At 58.3% G+C, this 17,059-nt stretch carries 18 protein-coding genes; 14 read left to right on the top strand and 4 right to left on the bottom strand.

The genetic code is table 11. From position 1 onward, the window contains the following. Positions 1-549: 549 nt before the first annotated feature. Both KGB21_RS06925 and KGB21_RS06920 read right to left on the bottom strand, forming a co-directional pair. Entirely contained in the window at positions 550-915 is a 366-nt protein-coding gene (locus KGB21_RS06925) for a hypothetical protein (protein ID WP_223504421.1), read from the bottom strand. Beyond that, positions 912-1,847: a hypothetical protein gene (locus KGB21_RS06920; RefSeq protein WP_223504419.1), complete on the bottom strand. Its 936-nt coding sequence runs from the start codon at positions 1,845-1,847 to the stop codon at positions 912-914. Before KGB21_RS06920 ends, KGB21_RS06925 begins: the two co-directional genes overlap by 4 nt. 272 nt (positions 1,848-2,119) lie before the next feature. On the opposite strand from KGB21_RS06920, the gene KGB21_RS06915 reads away from it, so the two are divergent. The 3 genes from KGB21_RS06915 to KGB21_RS06905 all read left to right on the top strand — a co-directional run bounded on the left by KGB21_RS06915 (position 2,120) and on the right by KGB21_RS06905 (position 5,220). Further along, entirely contained in the window at positions 2,120-3,637 is a 1,518-nt protein-coding gene (locus KGB21_RS06915; protein WP_223504417.1) for a CoA-acylating methylmalonate-semialdehyde dehydrogenase, read from the top strand. A 109-nt stretch (positions 3,638-3,746) separates the two neighbouring features. Next, positions 3,747-4,136 carry a tautomerase family protein gene (locus tag KGB21_RS06910; RefSeq protein ID WP_223504416.1) on the top strand — a complete coding sequence of 130 codons (390 nt, stop codon included), beginning with the start codon at positions 3,747-3,749 and terminating at the stop codon, positions 4,134-4,136. A gap of 34 nt (positions 4,137-4,170) precedes the next feature. Beyond that, a complete protein-coding gene (locus KGB21_RS06905) occupies positions 4,171-5,220 on the top strand; it encodes an NAD(P)H-dependent flavin oxidoreductase (RefSeq protein WP_223504414.1) in 1,050 nt (349 codons plus the stop codon). A gap of 20 nt (positions 5,221-5,240) precedes the next feature. On the opposite strand, the gene KGB21_RS06900 is transcribed toward KGB21_RS06905, so the two are convergent. After that, positions 5,241-5,630: a hypothetical protein gene (locus KGB21_RS06900; RefSeq protein WP_052321202.1), complete on the bottom strand. Its 390-nt coding sequence runs from the start codon at positions 5,628-5,630 to the stop codon at positions 5,241-5,243. An 828-nt stretch (positions 5,631-6,458) separates the two neighbouring features. Here KGB21_RS06900 and KGB21_RS06895 point away from each other — a divergent pair. From KGB21_RS06895 to KGB21_RS06845, 11 genes are all read left to right on the top strand, one after another. Continuing rightward, positions 6,459-7,613 (top strand): LssY C-terminal domain-containing protein, encoded by a 1,155-nt coding sequence (locus KGB21_RS06895; RefSeq protein WP_223504463.1) that lies wholly within the window; start codon positions 6,459-6,461, stop codon positions 7,611-7,613. Beyond that, entirely contained in the window at positions 7,610-8,890 is a 1,281-nt protein-coding gene (locus tag KGB21_RS06890; protein ID WP_223504412.1) for an LssY C-terminal domain-containing protein, read from the top strand. The genes KGB21_RS06895 and KGB21_RS06890 overlap by 4 nt, the downstream gene beginning before the upstream one ends. Continuing rightward, entirely contained in the window at positions 8,877-10,028 is a 1,152-nt protein-coding gene (locus tag KGB21_RS06885; protein ID WP_223504411.1) for a hypothetical protein, read from the top strand. The genes KGB21_RS06890 and KGB21_RS06885 overlap by 14 nt, the downstream gene beginning before the upstream one ends. Before the next feature lie 124 nt (positions 10,029-10,152). Beyond that, complete coding sequence (locus KGB21_RS06880; RefSeq protein ID WP_223504409.1) at positions 10,153-10,653, top strand: CinA family protein; 501 nt, start codon at positions 10,153-10,155, stop codon at positions 10,651-10,653. Between the two features lie 9 nt (positions 10,654-10,662). Next, entirely contained in the window at positions 10,663-11,181 is a 519-nt protein-coding gene (locus KGB21_RS06875; protein WP_223504407.1) for a hypothetical protein, read from the top strand. A gap of 8 nt (positions 11,182-11,189) precedes the next feature. Next, a complete protein-coding gene (locus KGB21_RS06870; RefSeq protein WP_034147226.1) occupies positions 11,190-11,636 on the top strand; it encodes a DUF421 domain-containing protein in 447 nt (148 codons plus the stop codon). Between the two features lie 4 nt (positions 11,637-11,640). Continuing rightward, positions 11,641-13,017, top strand: a complete 1,377-nt coding sequence (locus KGB21_RS06865; RefSeq protein WP_223504405.1) for a cytochrome ubiquinol oxidase subunit I — start codon at positions 11,641-11,643, stop codon at positions 13,015-13,017. A gap of 15 nt (positions 13,018-13,032) precedes the next feature. Further along, on the top strand, positions 13,033-14,031 hold the full coding sequence (cydB, locus tag KGB21_RS06860; protein WP_223504403.1) for a cytochrome d ubiquinol oxidase subunit II: 999 nt from the start codon (positions 13,033-13,035) through the stop codon (positions 14,029-14,031). A gap of 105 nt (positions 14,032-14,136) precedes the next feature. Beyond that, the gene (locus KGB21_RS06855; protein WP_223504402.1) at positions 14,137-15,924 is read left to right on the top strand and encodes a thiamine pyrophosphate-requiring protein; all 1,788 of its coding nucleotides are present in this window, start codon (positions 14,137-14,139) and stop codon (positions 15,922-15,924) included. 80 nt (positions 15,925-16,004) lie between these two features. Further along, entirely contained in the window at positions 16,005-16,457 is a 453-nt protein-coding gene (locus KGB21_RS06850; RefSeq protein ID WP_223504400.1) for a DNA methylase, read from the top strand. Positions 16,458-16,490: 33 nt separating this feature from the next. After that, positions 16,491-16,727: a hypothetical protein gene (locus KGB21_RS06845; protein WP_223504398.1), complete on the top strand. Its 237-nt coding sequence runs from the start codon at positions 16,491-16,493 to the stop codon at positions 16,725-16,727. Positions 16,728-16,740: 13 nt separating this feature from the next. Here the strand turns inward: KGB21_RS06845 and KGB21_RS06840 are convergent, their stop codons facing one another. Continuing rightward, the gene (locus KGB21_RS06840) at positions 16,741-17,019 is read right to left on the bottom strand and encodes a hypothetical protein (protein ID WP_223504397.1); all 279 of its coding nucleotides are present in this window, start codon (positions 17,017-17,019) and stop codon (positions 16,741-16,743) included. Positions 17,020-17,059 lie beyond the last annotated feature (40 nt).

Below are 17,059 nucleotides of genomic sequence, written 5' to 3'. Positions count from 1 at the left end.
CCAACCTGTATTGCGGTCGTACTCGATTCCTGTGGGAGCTGGCTTGCCAGCGATGGCGGCCTGACAGCGACCTGGATGATTCTGACGGAATACATATCCATTCCTGCGGTAACGGCCACTAAAGGTTCCGCCCTTACGGCGGGTCACTTGGAAAAGCCCCAAGTAACCAAGGGCTTTGCCCCTGTCGTTCGGTGCCTCGCTAATGCTCGGCATGCCCTCGCTCCGGTCCTGCTCCGTGGGCCCGCCGCCATCGGCCATCCATGGCCAGGGGCGGCTAACCCGGCATCCTTGCCGGGTTGCCCACTGCGCAGAACCTGCGCTCGGCCTCTCGATGGGGCAAGAAGATCAAAAGCAAAGCAAAGCGAGGCGGCCTGACAGCCGACCTGATTCGAAGTGATTGTAAGCGCGTGCCGGATTTGGCACCGCTTAGCAAGTCAATTGGCACCGCTAAAACTTGCGAAACTATGGGTAGCTAGCGGGACATTTGGCACTCGTAAATCACTCGACCTGTTCAGCTATCCAAATGGAGCGAGCGTCTAAGCATAGAAATCATGTTGGCCACGGATATTGCACCTGAATTTCTGCCGAGCGTGCTGCGCCGGCGGCACGCGCCGCCTCGACTTCTTCCTCGGTGCCGCCCATGGCCTGGACCCGCGCGGCTTCGGCGAAGTAGCGATCCGAACCGCTGATAGGATCGGCGTATGCCCGCAGACGTAAGACTTCAATTTCTGAACGGGGGTTGGCTGGGGTGTGTTCCGCAGGGACGGGCACCCACGTTTGCCCACCATCGCTCGTTTTGACAGACCCAGGAGTCCTGACGAAGTCATCGGGCACCACCACCAACGCGTCATCATTGTTAGAGGAGGCATAACCCCAAGACGTCAACACGCCGTCGCTATCGATAAATGCGTTCATCCTTCGCCCCCATTGGCATTGTTGTACCCACAAACACTAATGCTCACCACATATCCAGAGCCAGCCTGGGGGGTGAGCGCGTAATTAAATCCTTGCGAGAGATTTGCCACGCGCTTTCCGGTTCCGGCCACGCCGAAGTTGGCGCCTGCCAGCCCGCCTCCCTGCAATCCAATTTGAAAAACCGTTGCGGCTCCACCTTCCATCGAGATAGTACAGGTGACGCTGTATGAGCCCCCTGCCGTAGAGGTTATGGACAGATTGGGGATCGCCAGTTCCATCAGTGGCGCAACTGATGGAGGCGGGACAAATGACGTCACGGTGGTAGCCGCGGGTGCCGTCGACGACCCATTGACGACTACAGATTGCGTAGCCTGGTAGTAAAACCAACTCCCTCGGAAGTTGCCCCAGGCGAGCGCTGACCCAGCACCGAAATACACAGCGCCGATATACGCCCAATGTGCATACCCGGCAGGCAATGCCGGCCCTACAGTGGGCAAAGCAAGACTCGCAATCGTCGACGGTGCCGATGTGGTCGGATTCCAGATGAAATAGAAATAGAGCCACCGGGAAGGGCTAAAGGCCGCCGCCTGGTCACGCCCATTGGCGACTGGCCCGGCCAGGGCCACGTTGTTGGTAATCGTACCGGTGTTGGTCACAACGGCAGTAGCGCCGGTCACAGGATTGCGTAGCGTGACACTTAACGCGCTGAAATCGAACTTCGTGCCGGGCGTCGCGGAGTTGTTCTTGCCCGCTAGACCAGAAACACGAGCGGCGGTCGACTTAACAGCCTGTTCCAGCTGGCTGAGCGCAACCGCATGTTGGCTTTTGGTGGCAAGGGCAACCTGCTTGGCCGCCCCCGTACAGAACAGCAAGATGTAAGCGCCCCCGCCGATGGATGAGTTCCACTGTACCCACGCTTCACCGCTGGCCACCAACTCGCCCCCCTGCAAATTGGTGTGCGCACTGCCCACCAATGCGATCGCATCGCAACCGTCACTCCCTTTCTGAAGCTATCCACTCAATCATTCGACGCCAGATGACCCTTCTCATGGGATACATTCACCAATTCTGATTCATGTAATCATTAATCATCATTTTACATGATTCTACCGCTGACCTACTTTGGCTCTGCCAGAGACGCTGAACACCCGCCTGGCACCTTTCCTGACAACAACAAGAGATCCACCACCAGGAGACATCCGCCATGAGCAACCAGCCAGCAGACATCGCACACTACATTCACGGCCGCGCAACGCCGGGCAACTCCGGTCGCGCGCAGAACGTCACCAACCCCGCCACCGGTTCGGTGATCGGCAAAGTGGCCCTGGCCAATGTCTCTGAAGTCGACGCCGCCGTGCAGTCAGCGGCCGCTGCTTTCCCGGCCTGGTCGGCCACGCCGCCACTGCGCCGCGCCCGCATCATGTTCAAGTTTCTGGCGCTGCTCAACGAGCACCGTGACACCCTGGCGCAGATGATCACCCGCGAGCACGGCAAGGTGTTCACCGATGCCCAGGGCGAAGTGACGCGCGGAATCGAAGTGGTCGAATTCGCCTGCGGCATCCCGCAGTTGCTCAAGGGTGACTACACCGAACAGGTCTCGACCAATATCGACAACTGGACCATGCGTCAGGCCTTGGGTGTGGTGGCCGGCATCACCCCGTTCAACTTCCCGGTGATGGTGCCGATGTGGATGTTCCCGGTGGCCGTCGCTTGCGGTAATACCTTTGTGCTCAAGCCGAGCCCGATCGATCCGTCGCCGTCGCTGCTGATCGCTGAACTGTTCAAGGAAGCAGGGCTGCCGGACGGCGTGTTCAACGTGGTGCAAGGTGATAAAGAAGCCGTGGACGCGCTGCTCGATCACCCGGAAGTCAAAGCCGTGAGCTTTGTCGGCTCGACGCCGATTGCCAACTACATCTACGAAACTGGCGCCCGTCACGGCAAGCGTGTGCAAGCGTTGGGCGGGGCAAAGAACCACATGGTGGTGATGCCTGACGCCGATATCGACCAGGTTGTCGATGCCTTGATCGGCGCGGCTTTCGGTTCTGCCGGCGAGCGCTGTATGGCGATTTCGGTGGCGGTGTTCGTCGGGGATGTCGCCGACAAAGTCATGCCTAAACTGGTGGAGCGCACCCGTACGCTGAAGATCCTTGAAGGGATGAACCTGACCGCCGAAATGGGCCCGATTGTCTCGGCGGCCGCCTTGCAGCGCATCACCGGCTACATCGAGCAGGGCATTTCCGAAGGCGCCGAAATGCTGGTCGACGGCCGCGGCTTTGACGGCTCGCAGGCCGGCGTCAATTGTGCCGAAGGTTTCTGGCTCGGCGGCACGGTGTTCGACCATGTCACCCCTGAAATGAAAATCTATAAAGAAGAAATATTCGGCCCGGTGCTGGCGTGCATGCGCGTGAAAGATTTTGCCGAGGCGGTTGATCTGGTCAACTCCCACGAGTTCGGCAACGGCACCGCGTGCTACACCCGCGACGGCCACATCGCCCGTGAATTCGCCAGCCGTATTCAGGTCGGCATGGTCGGTATCAACGTGCCGATTCCGGTGCCGATGGCGTGGCACGGTTTCGGAGGCTGGAAGCGTTCCCTGTTCGGCGACATGCATGCCTACGGCGAAGAGGGCGTGCGCTTCTACACCAAGCAGAAGTCGATCATGCAACGCTGGCCGAACAGCATTGCCAAAGGCGCCGAGTTCGCCATGCCGACCTCCAAGTAAGCATTGATGTTTTCGGGTTGGTGGGGGTGTAGGCGCGGGCTTGCACGCCAGCCATTTTCCCAGGGGGCGAACTCCTCGCTCCCAATTTTTATCGCCAGGGTGAATCGCTATGCCATTGCTCAAGTTCGACATCATCCAGGGCCGCAACGATGAACAACTGCGAACCCTGCTCGATGGGGCGCATCAGGCCATGGTCCAGGCATTTGACGTACCCGTCAGTGATCGCTACCAAAGCGTCACGCAACATCGACCGGGGGAACTGGTGCTGCATGACACGGGGTTGGGTTACACCCGCTCGGCTAATGTGGTGTTGCTGACAGTGATCTCGCGACCGCGCCCGCAGGCGCAGAAAATCGCGTTTTACCGCTTGCTGGCCGAGCAACTGCAAGTCGACTGTGACCTGTCGCCCGATGACCTGATTGTTTCGCTGGTGGAAAACTCCGACGCAGACTGGTCGTTCGGCGGTGGTCGGGCGCAGTTCCTGACCGGGGAGCTTTAGTTTTTTCGTTCACTCATTACATTCAGGTGCTGCCATGTCCACTCCACTGTTATCCCTGTTGAACATCGAACTGCCGATCATCCAGTCACCGATGGTGGGCGTCTCCACGCCCAAACTGGCGGCTGCGGTGTCCAATGCTGGCGGGCTGGGTTCCATCGGGGTCGGCGCGAGCACGGTCGAGCAGGCACGGAGCATGCTGCGGGAAACCGCTGCGCTGACGGACAAACCGTTCAATGTGAACCTGTTCTGTCACGCACCTGCGGTGCAAGACCGCGCGCGCGAGTCGCAGTGGCTGAATGCGCTTGCGCCGTTTTTTGCCGAATTCGACGCCGCTTCGCCGACGTCGCTGCGTGAGATTTACACCTCGTTCGTCGAAGACGCGGACATGCTGCAAATGCTGCTGGAAGAAAAACCGGCGGTGGTCAGTTTCCATTTTGGTTTGCCGCCGCAACCGGCCGTCGATGCGCTCAAGCAAGCCGGCATCGTCCTGCTGTGCTCCGTGACCAGTCTGGCCGAAGCACAACTGGCCGAACACGCCGGTGTGCATGCGCTGGTGGCGCAAGGTTTTGAGGCCGGGGGACATCGTGGGATTTTCGATCCACAGCAGGACAGTGAGATGGGCACGTTCGCCCTGGTACGTGTGCTGGCCGACGCGTGCCTGCTACCGGTTATCGCGGCGGGCGGCATCATGGACGGCGCCGGCATAAATGCTGTGATCCAACTGGGTGCCAGTGCCGCGCAGCTGGGCACGGCGTTTATCCTATGCCCCGAATCCTCCGCCAACGCGGCCTATCGTGAAGCCCTGAAAGGCCCGCGTGCCCACCAGACAAAAGTCACCAGCCTGATTTCCGGGCGTCCGGCCCGGGGCATGGTCAATCGCAATTTCACCTCGCTGCCGGCGAATACTACGGAGCTGCCGGACTATCCAATTGCCTACGACGCCAACAAAGCACTCAACGCTGCGGCCGCCGCCAAGGCCAACACCGAGTTCGCAGTGCAATGGGCCGGGCAGGGCGCACCGTTGGCACGGGAAATGCCGGCGGCGGCGTTAGTGAATTTGCTGTCGGCGGAAATGAAATCCTGAGTTGAATGCGGCGCGCTGCGTTAATCACATTCCGTCGCTACAGCCTTCTCGGCGCGCTGGATCTCCTGTTTGACGTCGGTGGTGATGCGCTGTTCTTTTCGCTGCTGGCCGAGGAATGGCTGTTCGCCACGGGACTTCACCTCCGCGTCCGTAGCCGCGACCTGCGCCTCGACGGAGGCTGCGTGTTCCTCGATAACCGCGTCCACCTCTTTTTCGTTCTTGGCGGTATCCAGGGCACTGACGAGCTTGCCAACCTCAGCCTCTTCCGCCTTGGCGTACCCCTCTACCGACAGCCCTGCGGCCATGGCCCGGGCCTGTGCTTCCACGGTTTTCATGTGCTGCTGCGCTACCGCGCATAACGCTTCCTGCCGCTGGCTTTGAGCAACCTTCCAAGTATTAAACCCGTACATCACAACGCAGAGTGTCGCGATGGCTACCGTGGCTCCAATCAGTGTGCCTTTCAGTGTGCCTTTCAAAAGCCTTGTCCTCACGAACCCACCAAAGTGTATTCGGAATGGTCGTCTGATTACATTGTAAGGATTAAAAAGCGTAGCAGGGCAGAGGACAACGGAAACTTCGGCGTTGAGTAAAAAAGTTCTGACGCAGCACGCCTTTAGCCTTGCTGTTCATATAGTTATGCGATTCATCCAGCGTCTGCCGGGTGAGCAAGTCGTCGGGTCAAGGCGTTTTTTCGCCAGCCGCCCTGACCATCGGCCCACTGATGTTGATGTTGATGTCGATGTTCTTGTCTTAAGCATAGGTGGCTCCCGGCGCAACGCACCAGGAATCGCCCATCGGAATCGCATATGTTCGATTGCAGTCTCGGTTCTGACAGCTCTATGACGGTTTCACACAACTGACATTTCCGAGACGGGCTGAACTCAATGTCGAGTTATTGAAGCGCAAAGGCATCGAGCACTACTGCTATCGATAGTTCGACTATTCTGCGATGACGGCATGACTCACACCTAAAAGCCGGCGCAATTCCAGGGGCGATTAATAATGAAAAGCTGCGATGTCGAAACTAATGTTCGTAGTAGCCACTGATGACACAGGCAGGACAGCGAAGATTGGTAAAGCTCAGTTGATGAGGTTACGCGATGCATCGCATGGTGAGACACGTTCTCGCAGCAACGGCCATCTCAGCCGCGTTCGCCGGCTGCGCCTCCCAGCCTCCGCCAACGACGAGCCTTGACTATAAGAGCCGCGCCGTAACACGCCACGATGGCGGCTTGAGCGTGTCGACCGCCGTATTGTCGGCCGCGGAAAGCGAGGCGGTCTACGGCGTGCCTCTGGCGAATACATCGATACAGCCAGTCTGGATCGAAGTCAAAAATCGGGAAGACCGCGCCTACTATCTGCTTTCGCCGGGCCTCGATCCAAATTTTTTCCCTGCATCCGAGGCGGCCGAAGCATTTTTCCCGGGCATCCCGCAGGACGACCGGACGGCGCTGGACCGGCACTTTCGTCGGCTGGCCTTGCGCAACCCTGTCGCACCTGGCGCGACCACCTCGGGCTTCGTGTTGACCCATCTCGACGAGGGCTTCAAGTTCGTTAACCTCGATCTGGTGGCGGACGGGCGGGCGAGGCATTTCTCTGTCCTGGCCATCGTGCCGGGCCTGCGCACCGATTACCACATCAGCGAAGTGTTCAGGCGGGGCATCTATCCGCCTGAAGACATTGTGAACTACACGGATGACGCCAGTTTCCAGGCGGCGCTGGAGGCGCTGCCGTGCTGCGTTACCAATGAGGAGGGTTCCACGAACGGCGATCCGCTGAACCTGGTGGTCGTCGGCGGCCTCGATGATGCCTTTCCCGCGTTCGCGCGTCGTGGCTGGCGTGGAACCGAGGAAAAGTGGTCGGGGTCGATCATGAAAATGGTTAATTCGGCGCTTGCCGGCGAGCGCTATCCCTATGCGCCGGTGAGCGATCTCTATCTGTTCGGGCGAGCCCAGGACCTTGCCCTGCAAAAGGCGCGCGACAACGTCCACCAGCGCAATCACCTGAGGTTGTGGCTGAGTCCGATGCAATATCACGGCAAGCAGGTGTGGGTCGGTCAGATCAGCCGTGACATCGGCAGCCGGATGACCGTGCATTCTCCGACGCTGACAACGCACAAGATCGACCCTGATGTTGACGAAGCACGGAGTGCACTGACACAGGATATGGCGTATTCGGTAACGCTGGCCAAGTTCGGCTTTGTGAAGGGTGTGGGGGCCGCGCCCAAGAGCGCACCGCGCGAGAACCTGACGACCGATCCTTACTACACCGATGGGCTGCGCTGTGTCCTGGTATTCGATCACACGCACACCTCCCTGGCGGAAATCGAATTCTTTCTATCGAAGGGAATCTACGAGAATGGCGGACAATCCGCGGGACGGGTCAAGCCATGAGCCGTTTGCCGTCGGCGCCGCGCGCCAGGGGTACTCTGCGATGTGCAATGCGCTGCTCGCGCACCCTGAGTTGTGCAGCGATTCTTGCGCTCGCCGTTGCTTGTTCGACCTGGCAGGCGCCTGCCGATTTCAATACCTCCGGATTGCGTGAACGTGCGCAGACGGCCACCAGGAACGAGATACGCGTCAGCGCCGCCGTGCTCAGTGCCGAAGACAGGCAGCGCATGCTGGGGGTGGAGTTGGACAAGACGCGCGTGCAGCCCGTGTGGGTCGAAGTCCAGAACCAGACTGCCGATCCGCTCTTGTTGCTGCAGCCGGGAACCGATCCCGACTATTTCTCGCCACTCGAAGTCGCCTGGTCCGTGCACGGGACATTCACCCCGGCAGCGAACGCGCGCATCAATGCACACTTGGACCAACTGGGATTCAAGAATCCCGTCCTGCCAGGCGAAACGAAAGCGGGCGTGCTGTTCATCAACCCGGAGCGCGCTACGCGGCTGCTGAATATCGATTTGCTGCAGAGAAAGTCGCTTGTCCCGTTCTCTCTCTTCTTGCGGGTGCCGGACGATGCCGGGGAGAAATGGTTTGCCGAAGGTTTGTTCCAGCATCACGGTTCAGAGATCAAGGACTATGACGATCTGGCCGCGTTGCGTTCCGCGTTGGAGCGCCTTCCCTGTTGCGCCACTGACGCGAACGGCAGGGCGAACGGCGATCCGTTCAATGTGATTCTCGTCGGCGATTTCGCCGATATCGCCACCGCCTTTGTGCGTCGCGGCTACCGGCGTGCCGCGCATCCCGCGGATGCAGCGGAACGTGTGTTTGGCCGCATGCCCGATGCCGTGGTTCGCAAGCAATCACAAGCCGGAGCGCCGGCGACTTGGGTGCGTCTTTGGGTCACGCCAATACGCTTCGACGGTCAATCCGTTTATCTCGCGCAGGTCGCAAGACCGATCGGCGGACGCTTTGCACCGCGCGATTCGGAAAATCTCGTCTTGCATGAAGACGTCGATGAGGCGAGAAATTTACTGATCCAGGACATGATGTATTCGGCCGGTCTGGACAAGCTCGGTTTCGTCACCGGCGTCGGTCCCGCGTCCCAGGCACAATCGCGAACGACGTTCAGCGGCGCCCATTATTTCAGCGACGGTCTGCGTGCGGTCATGTTCTTCGCGACGCGGCCGCTCAGCCTGTCGGACGTGGAGATGCTCGATTGGGAACCGTACCTGGACCGGCGCGAATCGCCTGCACCGAAGGAGCTCGACGATGCCCGCAAGTGACCTGTTCGGCAGTCCGGATGACTCGGCCGGCCGTTTGTGCAGCGCCTACCCATTGTTGCGCAGCGCTGGCATGGCATGGCTGCTGATCGCTGGCTGCCATGCGCTCACCGCCTGCGCACCCGCGCCGCTTGTTCCCTACTCGACGGACACACCGCCGCTTGTGCTGGTCCCTGCGTCGCAGGTCGGTGTGAAGGACCAGCGGGCGCGCTTTCGCGAGGTTTTTTGCTCGATCCTCAACACGCGAGGCAGCGAGCTGCCCGATAACCGCCCTTGCGAGGAGGCACTGACGCGCGTCGGTAGCGAACCTGTTGGCACTGGCAAACCCGTCGATCTCGGTCAATCGAAACGCCGTCTGATCGGCGCTGTGGTGGCCGGTGTCGGCTACGAATGCTTCGAGCAATGGCTGCAAGCGCCCGGCAGTGTAGCGATTCATCTTCGTCAGTTCGGATATGACCTGGTGCAGATGAAGGTCGACGCCTTATCGAGTTCCACAAAGAACGCTCGGCAAATACGCGACGCGATCATGGCGATGCCAGCCGAAGCCGGACCGCCGCGGCTCGTCCTGATCGGTTATTCGAAGGGCGCCCCCGACATTCTCGAAGCGATGGTCAATTACCCGGAAATCCGCGGCCGCGTGGCGGCAGTGGTCAGCGCAGCCGGCTCGGTCGGTGGCTCGGCGCTTGCCAACGATGCCGAGCAGTACCAGGCGGACCTGTTGCGACACTTTCCCGGCTCGACCTGCGATTCGGGCGACGGTGGCGCGATCAACAGCCTTCGACCCGCAACGCGCAAGAACTGGCTGGCGCAGAACCGGTTGCCGTCCGAAGTGAACTTCTATTCGCTCGTTACCTTCCCGCAACCCGATCACATCTCGGCCATACTGAAATCGAGTTACAACAAGCTGGCAAGCATCGATGCCCGCAACGACAGCCAAGTGATTTTCTACGATCAAATTGTGCCTGGCAGCAGCCTGATGGGCTTTATCAACGCCGATCATTGGGCACTGGCAGTGCCGATCGCCCGCACGCATTCGACCCTCGGTTCACTATTGGTGACACAGAATGCCTATCCGCGCGAGGCGCTGGCGGAGGCGATGCTGCGCTTCGTCGAAGAGGATCTGGCGGCCTCTTCGCGCTGATCCGCTCCCGCACATATCGGAAGGGCATTGGCTCGGAATAGGGGAATGAATGACCCGTGAGCAGAACTTGGAATGAACGAGACTCGCAGGGGTCAACTGCGAAGACCTTATCGGAAAAAACGTGATGTCCATTGCGGCTATGACCATTGACTACCTTCGTGAGCACAATCTTGTGCTCACCACAGCAGAGTCGTGTACGGCAGGAAAAATTGTGACGCTTCTGTCGGAGATCGAGGGCAGCGGAGAGCTTATTGAAAGTGGCTATGTGGTGTATTCCCCTGAAGCCAAGCAGCGTCTGTTGCGAGTCAATCCCCAGACCATCGAGACCTTCAACCTCACCAGCTGTGAGGTCGCGAGAGAGATGGCCTTGGGCGCGTTGTTCGACAGCACGGCTAATGTTGCTGTGGCGACCACTGGAATCCTGGGCCCGGAAGATGTCGATGGAATTCCAGCAGGCACCATCTGCTTCGCTTGGGCTTTTCAGTCCGGGCATGGTCGTAGTTTGTTCAGTCATAAACATCGATTTTTCGACACTCGTTGCCAGGTGCAACTCCAAGCCGCCGAATACGCATTGAAGCATTTACCGGAATTCCACCGCCGGGCACTGGCAGGTGAACGAGGGTAGGAGCGCGCCATGAGTGATAAAGGCAGCCACGACGACTTCAAGAGCCGCGACTATCCCGTTCGCGAAGACATGGCCTATCAGGTCAAGGTTTGGCGGTTTGAGCGATGCGGTTGGTACGTGTTGGTGCTGTTGGTCGTGCTGGGACTAGGTGGAATGTTTTCACGCGGGCCAATGAGCTTGCGAGACGTCCACGGCAGCGACGGCAAACTCAGGGTGCAGTACGAGGTTTTTCACCGGAACGGTTCAACCAATCCGATGGTGATCAGTGTGGTCGGCACGCCGGACGCCATGGTTGAAATCGAGTTGTCCGGGGATTTTCTACACGGTTTCAACATCGAAACATTGCTTCCGCAGCCTGTCCGCGCCAGCAGTGCCGGGGAGGGTATGAAGCTATGGCTGCAAGCGGACGCCCAAGGACGCGCGAATCTATATATGACGTTACGTGGTGGCGGATTGGGACTGTTCAGTACCCGGGTGTCCTCACCAGGAGCGGCACCAGTGGCCATGCATCAATTCATTCTCCCTTGAGGTGATATATGGATTCGGTATTGCGTGCCTTCGCGATGTATCTGGTCTTGATGGTGCTGTTCAAGATCGCCGGCAGGCGTTCGTTGGCGGAACTGACGACATTTGACTTTGTGTTGTTGATGATCATTGGCGAAGCCACGCAGCAGGCATTGCTGGGGGATGACTTTTCCCTCACGAATTCCGTCCTGGTTATCGTCACGTTAATCGCCATCGATGTCGGCCTTTCACTGCTCAAGCAACGCTCAGACTGGGTGTCCAAACTCATTGATGGCGGTCCTACCATCATCGTTGAAAACGGAAAGCTTTTAAGTAAGCGCCTACGGCATGCCCGGCTGGTCGAAGCCGATGTGATGGAGGCGGCCCGCTCAAGCCAGGGCATAGAAACCATTGACCAGATCAAGTTTGCGATCCTGGAACGCAACGGCAAGATTTCTGTCATCCCGTTAGAGCCTTGAGGGCATGGACGCCTTTGATTCGGCGCTGATGGCCGCGCGTGCTCAGTTTGCGATCACCATCAGTTTTCATATTGTGTTGGCCGCGCTCAGCATCGGATTGGCCAACTTTCTGATGGTGCTGGAAGGTCTCTGGCTGTGGCGCGGGCAAAAAATCTATCTGGATGTTTACCTCTACTGGCTGAAGATATTTGCCCTCAACGTGGCCGTAGGCACGGCGTCGGGTCTGATTCTGGAGTACCAGTTCGGACTCAACTGGTCGCGACTCTCCACCCAGGCGGGCGATGTCCTGGGCCCATTGATGTTCTACGAAGTGCTCGCCGCCTTTTTTCTGGAGGCGGGATTCCTGGGCATCATGTTGTTCGGCATGAAGAAAGTCGGACCTCGTCTGCATTTCTTCGCCACCTGTGCGGTTGCCATGGGTTCATTGATCAGCGCGTTCTGGATCCTGTCGGCCAATTCCTGGATGCAGACTCCCGCCGGGTACTCCATCGGTACCGATGGCCGTTTCATGGCCGAGGATTGGTGGGCAATCATTTTCAATCCATCGTTTCCCTATCGCCTGGCCCACATGACGCTGGCGGCGTTTCTGGGCACCGCCACCCTGGTGGCCGGTATTAGCGCCTGGCAACTATTGCGGCAGCCGCAACATCCCAGAGCACGTCTTCAGTTTTCCATGGCGTTGTGGATGATCGTTGTGCTCGCTCCTCTGCAAATCGTGGTGGGTGATTTGCACGGACAACACAGCCTCAAGGTACAACCTCTGAAGGTTGCCGCGATTGAAGGCTCTTGGACGCGTCCACCGGATGGCGCGGGTGAACCGTTGCGCGTGTTTGCGATTCCCGATATGACCGAACGACGCAATCATTGGGAATTGGCGATTCCACGTGTGGGCTCGTTGTACCTGCGGCACGATCTGACGGGCACCATCGCTGCGCTCGATGAATTCCCTCCCGAAAACACTCCACCAGTGCCGATTGTGTTTTTCGCGTTTCGTTTCATGGTGGGTCTGGGGCTGTTGATGGTGGGGCAGGGGCTGACCAGTATGGTGTTGCGCTGGCGCCATAGGGTGTTCACCGCGCGTTGGATGCTGCGCGGATGCGTGCTGATGGCCCCGGCTGGATTCCTCGCGATGCTTTGTGGCTGGGTAGTGACAGAGGTAGGCCGCCAACCTTTCACCGTCTATGGATTGCTGCGCACAGCCGACAGTTTGTCGTCGGTGTCGCGCCAGCAGGTGATTGGCGCAACCTGGACGATCCTGGTGTTTTACCTGCTGATCTTCGGTATCGGGCTCTGGGTGCTGCTGCGAATTCTGCGCGAGCCACCGCGCAACGATGAAGCCGGACCGCAACCAACGTTGGCGGACGAGACAGGGCAATCCTGAGGAGCTGAATCCATCGTGGACACTGACTGGATAGTTCTGCTTTCTGCTGGAGCCCTGGCTTTCTCGGTGATGAACTATGTGCTGCTCGACGGCACCGATTTGGGCGTTGGTGTGCTGATGGGCCTGACGCGATGCGGCAAGGAACGGCGGGCCATGGCCGTGACAATCTTGCCGATCTGGGATGCCAACGAAACCTGGCTGGTGCTGGGAGGTGGTGGCTTGCTGGCGTTGTTCCCGTTGGCTTACGCCATCCTGCTTCCGGCGCTTTATTTGCCTTTTATCTTGATGTTTTTGGCGCTGATTCTGCGCGCGGTTGCGTTGGAGTTTCGTGATTACGCGCCTGGCAATCGTATCAAGCGTTTGGTCGATGGATTGTTGTTGTGCGGTTCAGTGCTCGCTGGCGGAACTCAAGGAATCGTCTTGGGAACTCTCGTACAAGGCGTACCGAATCATGGCGGCCAATACAGGGGTGATGGCGCGGAGTGGCTCAACCTGTTCCCACTGTTTTGTGGTGCAGTGCTCGTGGTGGGGTATACGTGGTTGGGGGCTTGTTGGCTCTATTGGCGCACCGTGGGCGAACTTCACCTGCGATCCAGCTTGCAGGCGAAGATACTGGCTGCCGTGACCGTAGTGTTGTTGATCGTGTTGGTTGCATGGACCGCGACACTGGACACTCGCTATGCGCAACGGCTTTCAGATCGACTTGTGTGGATGCCGGCCATGACGCTACTGGTTGCTCTGCTTGTTGCCTTTGCCTTGGGGTTTCGCAGTCGTCGACATTTTCTGCCACTGTTCTGCGCATTGGGTGTTTTCATCCTGGCGTTTGTGTTGATGATCGCAGCGCTCTTTCCAATGATCGTGCCGCCGCAGCTGACCTTGCAGGCTGCTGCCTCAAGTCCCAAGAGCCAGATGTTCATGCTGGTCGGTTTCGCCGTGTTGATTCCGGTAACGCTCATCTACAACACCTATGGCTTTAGCGTCTTTAGCGGGAAGGTTCGGGTGAATCGTGACTGACATCCGGCAGAACTTCGATCTGCACCCAAGTGTCCAGACCCTTACACGTTCCGACGGGATGTTCTGTCGGAGAGGCTTGATGCACGGGTAGAAGTCGAGGACGACATGACGACAACAGTTGGCGATTTTCTGATTGAACGGCTTAGCGAATGGGGTGTGACCCGGATTTTTGGTTATCCAGGGGACGGCATCAATGGCGTGTTCGGAGCGCTGAGCCGGGCCAAGGGAAAGATTGAATTCGTTCAGGCCAGGCATGAGGAAATGGCCGCCTTCATGGCGTCGGCGCATGCCAAGTTTACCGGTGAGTTGGGCGTGTGCATTGCCACTTCGGGACCAGGCGCATCGCACCTGATCACCGGCCTTTATGACGCCCGGATGGATCACATGCCAGTGTTGGCCATCGTCGGCCAGCAGGCCCGCACGGCGCTGGGCAGCCACTACCAGCAAGAACTCGACTTGTTGTCGATGTTCAAGGATGTCGCCGGAGCTTTTGTCCAGCAAGCTTCGGCACCGGCACAAGTACGACACTTGATCGACCGCGCAGTGCGCACCGCCATCGGCGAACGGCGCGTCACGGCAATCATTCTGCCCAATGATGTGCAAGATCTTGAGTATGAAGCGCCGGCCAGAGCCCATGGCACCGCGCATTCAGGGGTGGGTTACAGCAAGCCGAAAGTGGTGCCATACGAGGCGGATCTGCAGCGTGCGGCAGATGTTTTGAACGCGGGTCAAAAGGTCGCGATCCTGGTGGGTGCCGGCGCGCTGCAGGCTACCGATCAAGTGATTGCGGTGGCGGAAAAGCTTGGCGCCGGGGTGGCGAAGGCCTTGCTCGGTAAAGCTGCACTGCCCGACGATTTGCCGTGGGTCACCGGCAGTATCGGTTTGCTCGGCACTGAACCCAGCTACAAGCTGATGACCGAATGCGACACCTTGCTGATGATCGGCTCGGGCTTTCCATATTCCGAGTTCTTGCCCAAAGAAGGGCAGGCGCGCGGCGTGCAGATCGACTTGCAACCGGACATGCTCAGCTTGCGTTATCCCATGGAGGTCAACCTGGTCGGCGATGCTGCAGAGACACTGGCCGCATTGCTGCCGTTGCTCGAACAGAAAACCGAGCGAAAATGGCGAAAAAAAGTCGAAGGCTGGCGCGGTAGTTGGGAGAAGACCCTGGAAAAACGCGCCATGGCCAAAGCCAAACCGATCAACCCACAACGGGTGGTCTACGAGTTGTCACCCCGCTTGCCGGAGCGGGCGATCATCACCAGTGACTCCGGTTCGTGTGCTAACTGGTATGCCCGCGACCTGAAAATTCGTCGCGGCATGAAGTGCTCGCTTTCCGGCGGATTGGCCTCGATGGGCGCTGCGGTACCCTATGCGATTGCGGCGAAGTTTGCGTTTCCCGAGCGCCAGGTGATTGCGCTGGTGGGAGACGGCGCCATGCAGATGAACAACATGGCCGAGCTGATCACCGTCGCCAAATACTGGCGCCAGTGGGAAAGCCCGAAATGGATCTGCGCGGTGTTTAACAACGAAGACCTCAATCAGGTCACCTGGGAGCAACGGGTGATGGAGGGCGATCCCAAGTTCGAGGCTTCGCAAAGCATCCCGGACGTGCCGTACCACCTGTTCGCAATTTCGATTGGGCTGAAAGGGATTTTCGTCGACCGCGAGGAAGACGTTGCCGCCGCCTGGGAACAGGCGCTGGCTTCGGAGGTTCCGGTGCTGATCGAGTTCAAGACCGACCCCGACGTTCCTCCGTTGCCGCCACACATCAAGCTCGAACAGGCCAGGAAGTTTGCCACGACTTTGCTCAAGGGCGATCCGAACGAAGCCGGGGTGATCGTGCAAACCGCCAAGCAGGTATTCGGCGCGGTGCTACCGCACAAGAAGTAAGAGGTGCCTGACATCGAGTCGATGCATATCAGCCGGCTGTCTGCATAACGCGCGATTCCAGGTCATCAGGGGAAGGTTCAATGCACAAAATTATCAGTGCACTCGATTTGAAGATCGACCTGGAAAACGCGAATGAACAGGGCTTGTTCAAATGGTTGGTCGCCAGTTTTTTAATGGGCAAAAGGATTCAGGCCCAGATTGCCGCTGAGGCTTATCGAGTGATTGTCGATAAGCATCAGCGTGACACCCCACACAAGCTTGGCCACTGTACCCATCGCGAGCTCGTCGCTATGTTGGGCGAGGCGCACTATGTACGCTACGACGAAACCACTTCAGCACGTCTGTTGGCCTTGGCTGAAAAACTCAACAATGAATATGCAGGAAAGGTGAGCAATATCGTAGACGCGAGTGTTGATCGTCAGGATTTCGAGAAACGGCTTATCGCTTTTGAAGGCATTGGCCCAAAAACCGTCGAAATATTCATGCGCGAGGCGACACGTGTGATCCTGTGGGATGCGAAGGCAATGGGATGACAGGCGCACTTCTCTCATAACAAGGAACACAATATGTGCAAATTCATCCTGGAATACCTGTTCAACGGCGAGCCCCGTACACACATTTTTGAACTCGAGCAGACTCGGTTGCCTTTGCATGAGGCGGCGATGCACCTGCTCCAACTGCACTTTGGGGACGGAGAGAACAGCCTGATGATGCCCAATGCGGACGCCACGACAGTTGAGATCCTAGAGCAGGCTGAACGAGTAGGGCTGACGCAGATTAAGGTCGTCGATCAATCCAGCTAATGCGGATTCACCCTCAATAAACTTGGTTGCGGTGTGTCAGCATCAGTTTCACCCTGGTTTTGTAAGCAAGTTTGCCTTCGGCATCCGAAAAAACATGGTCGATGTCTACGACTCGATATTCCTCCTCCTCGGAGGCAGTTCTGTCTCTTGCAACTTCAAGGCCTAGAAGATTGAAACGGTCACCTATCGACACAGCTGGGAAGGGCGTTGTTGCTTGAGCGCTCCAAACTGGGGCATTAGTGAAAGACACCTCGTAGATCTCGAAATAGTACTCAATTGGCTGAGCGCTCATAAAACCTCCTCACACTGGTTTGCTGACGAAAACAGGCAAT

Source organism: Pseudomonas sp. GL-RE-29, assembly GCF_019947275.1.
Taxonomy (GTDB): Bacteria; Pseudomonadota; Gammaproteobacteria; order Pseudomonadales; family Pseudomonadaceae; genus Aquipseudomonas; species Aquipseudomonas fluorescens_A.
Note: the sequence above shows the minus strand (reverse complement) of the source record. Positions and strands in the feature narration are given on the sequence as shown.

Coding starts and splice junctions, on each gene's coding strand:
- KGB21_RS06855 (WP_223504402.1), top strand. CDS start 14,137: ATGACGACAACAGTTGGCGATTTTCTGATTGAACGGCTTAGCGAATGG.
- KGB21_RS06870 (WP_034147226.1), top strand. CDS start 11,190: ATGGATTCGGTATTGCGTGCCTTCGCGATGTATCTGGTCTTGATGGTG.
- KGB21_RS06850 (WP_223504400.1), top strand. CDS start 16,005: ATGCACAAAATTATCAGTGCACTCGATTTGAAGATCGACCTGGAAAAC.
- KGB21_RS06905 (WP_223504414.1), top strand. CDS start 4,171: ATGTCCACTCCACTGTTATCCCTGTTGAACATCGAACTGCCGATCATC.
- KGB21_RS06925 (WP_223504421.1), bottom strand. CDS start 915: ATGAACGCATTTATCGATAGCGACGGCGTGTTGACGTCTTGGGGTTAT.
- KGB21_RS06900 (WP_052321202.1), bottom strand. CDS start 5,630: ATGTACGGGTTTAATACTTGGAAGGTTGCTCAAAGCCAGCGGCAGGAA.
- KGB21_RS06910 (WP_223504416.1), top strand. CDS start 3,747: ATGCCATTGCTCAAGTTCGACATCATCCAGGGCCGCAACGATGAACAA.
- KGB21_RS06865 (WP_223504405.1), top strand. CDS start 11,641: ATGGACGCCTTTGATTCGGCGCTGATGGCCGCGCGTGCTCAGTTTGCG.
- KGB21_RS06915 (WP_223504417.1), top strand. CDS start 2,120: ATGAGCAACCAGCCAGCAGACATCGCACACTACATTCACGGCCGCGCA.
- KGB21_RS06885 (WP_223504411.1), top strand. CDS start 8,877: ATGCCCGCAAGTGACCTGTTCGGCAGTCCGGATGACTCGGCCGGCCGT.
- KGB21_RS06890 (WP_223504412.1), top strand. CDS start 7,610: ATGAGCCGTTTGCCGTCGGCGCCGCGCGCCAGGGGTACTCTGCGATGT.
- KGB21_RS06875 (WP_223504407.1), top strand. CDS start 10,663: ATGAGTGATAAAGGCAGCCACGACGACTTCAAGAGCCGCGACTATCCC.
- KGB21_RS06880 (WP_223504409.1), top strand. CDS start 10,153: ATGTCCATTGCGGCTATGACCATTGACTACCTTCGTGAGCACAATCTT.
- KGB21_RS06840 (WP_223504397.1), bottom strand. CDS start 17,019: ATGAGCGCTCAGCCAATTGAGTACTATTTCGAGATCTACGAGGTGTCT.
- KGB21_RS06845 (WP_223504398.1), top strand. CDS start 16,491: ATGTGCAAATTCATCCTGGAATACCTGTTCAACGGCGAGCCCCGTACA.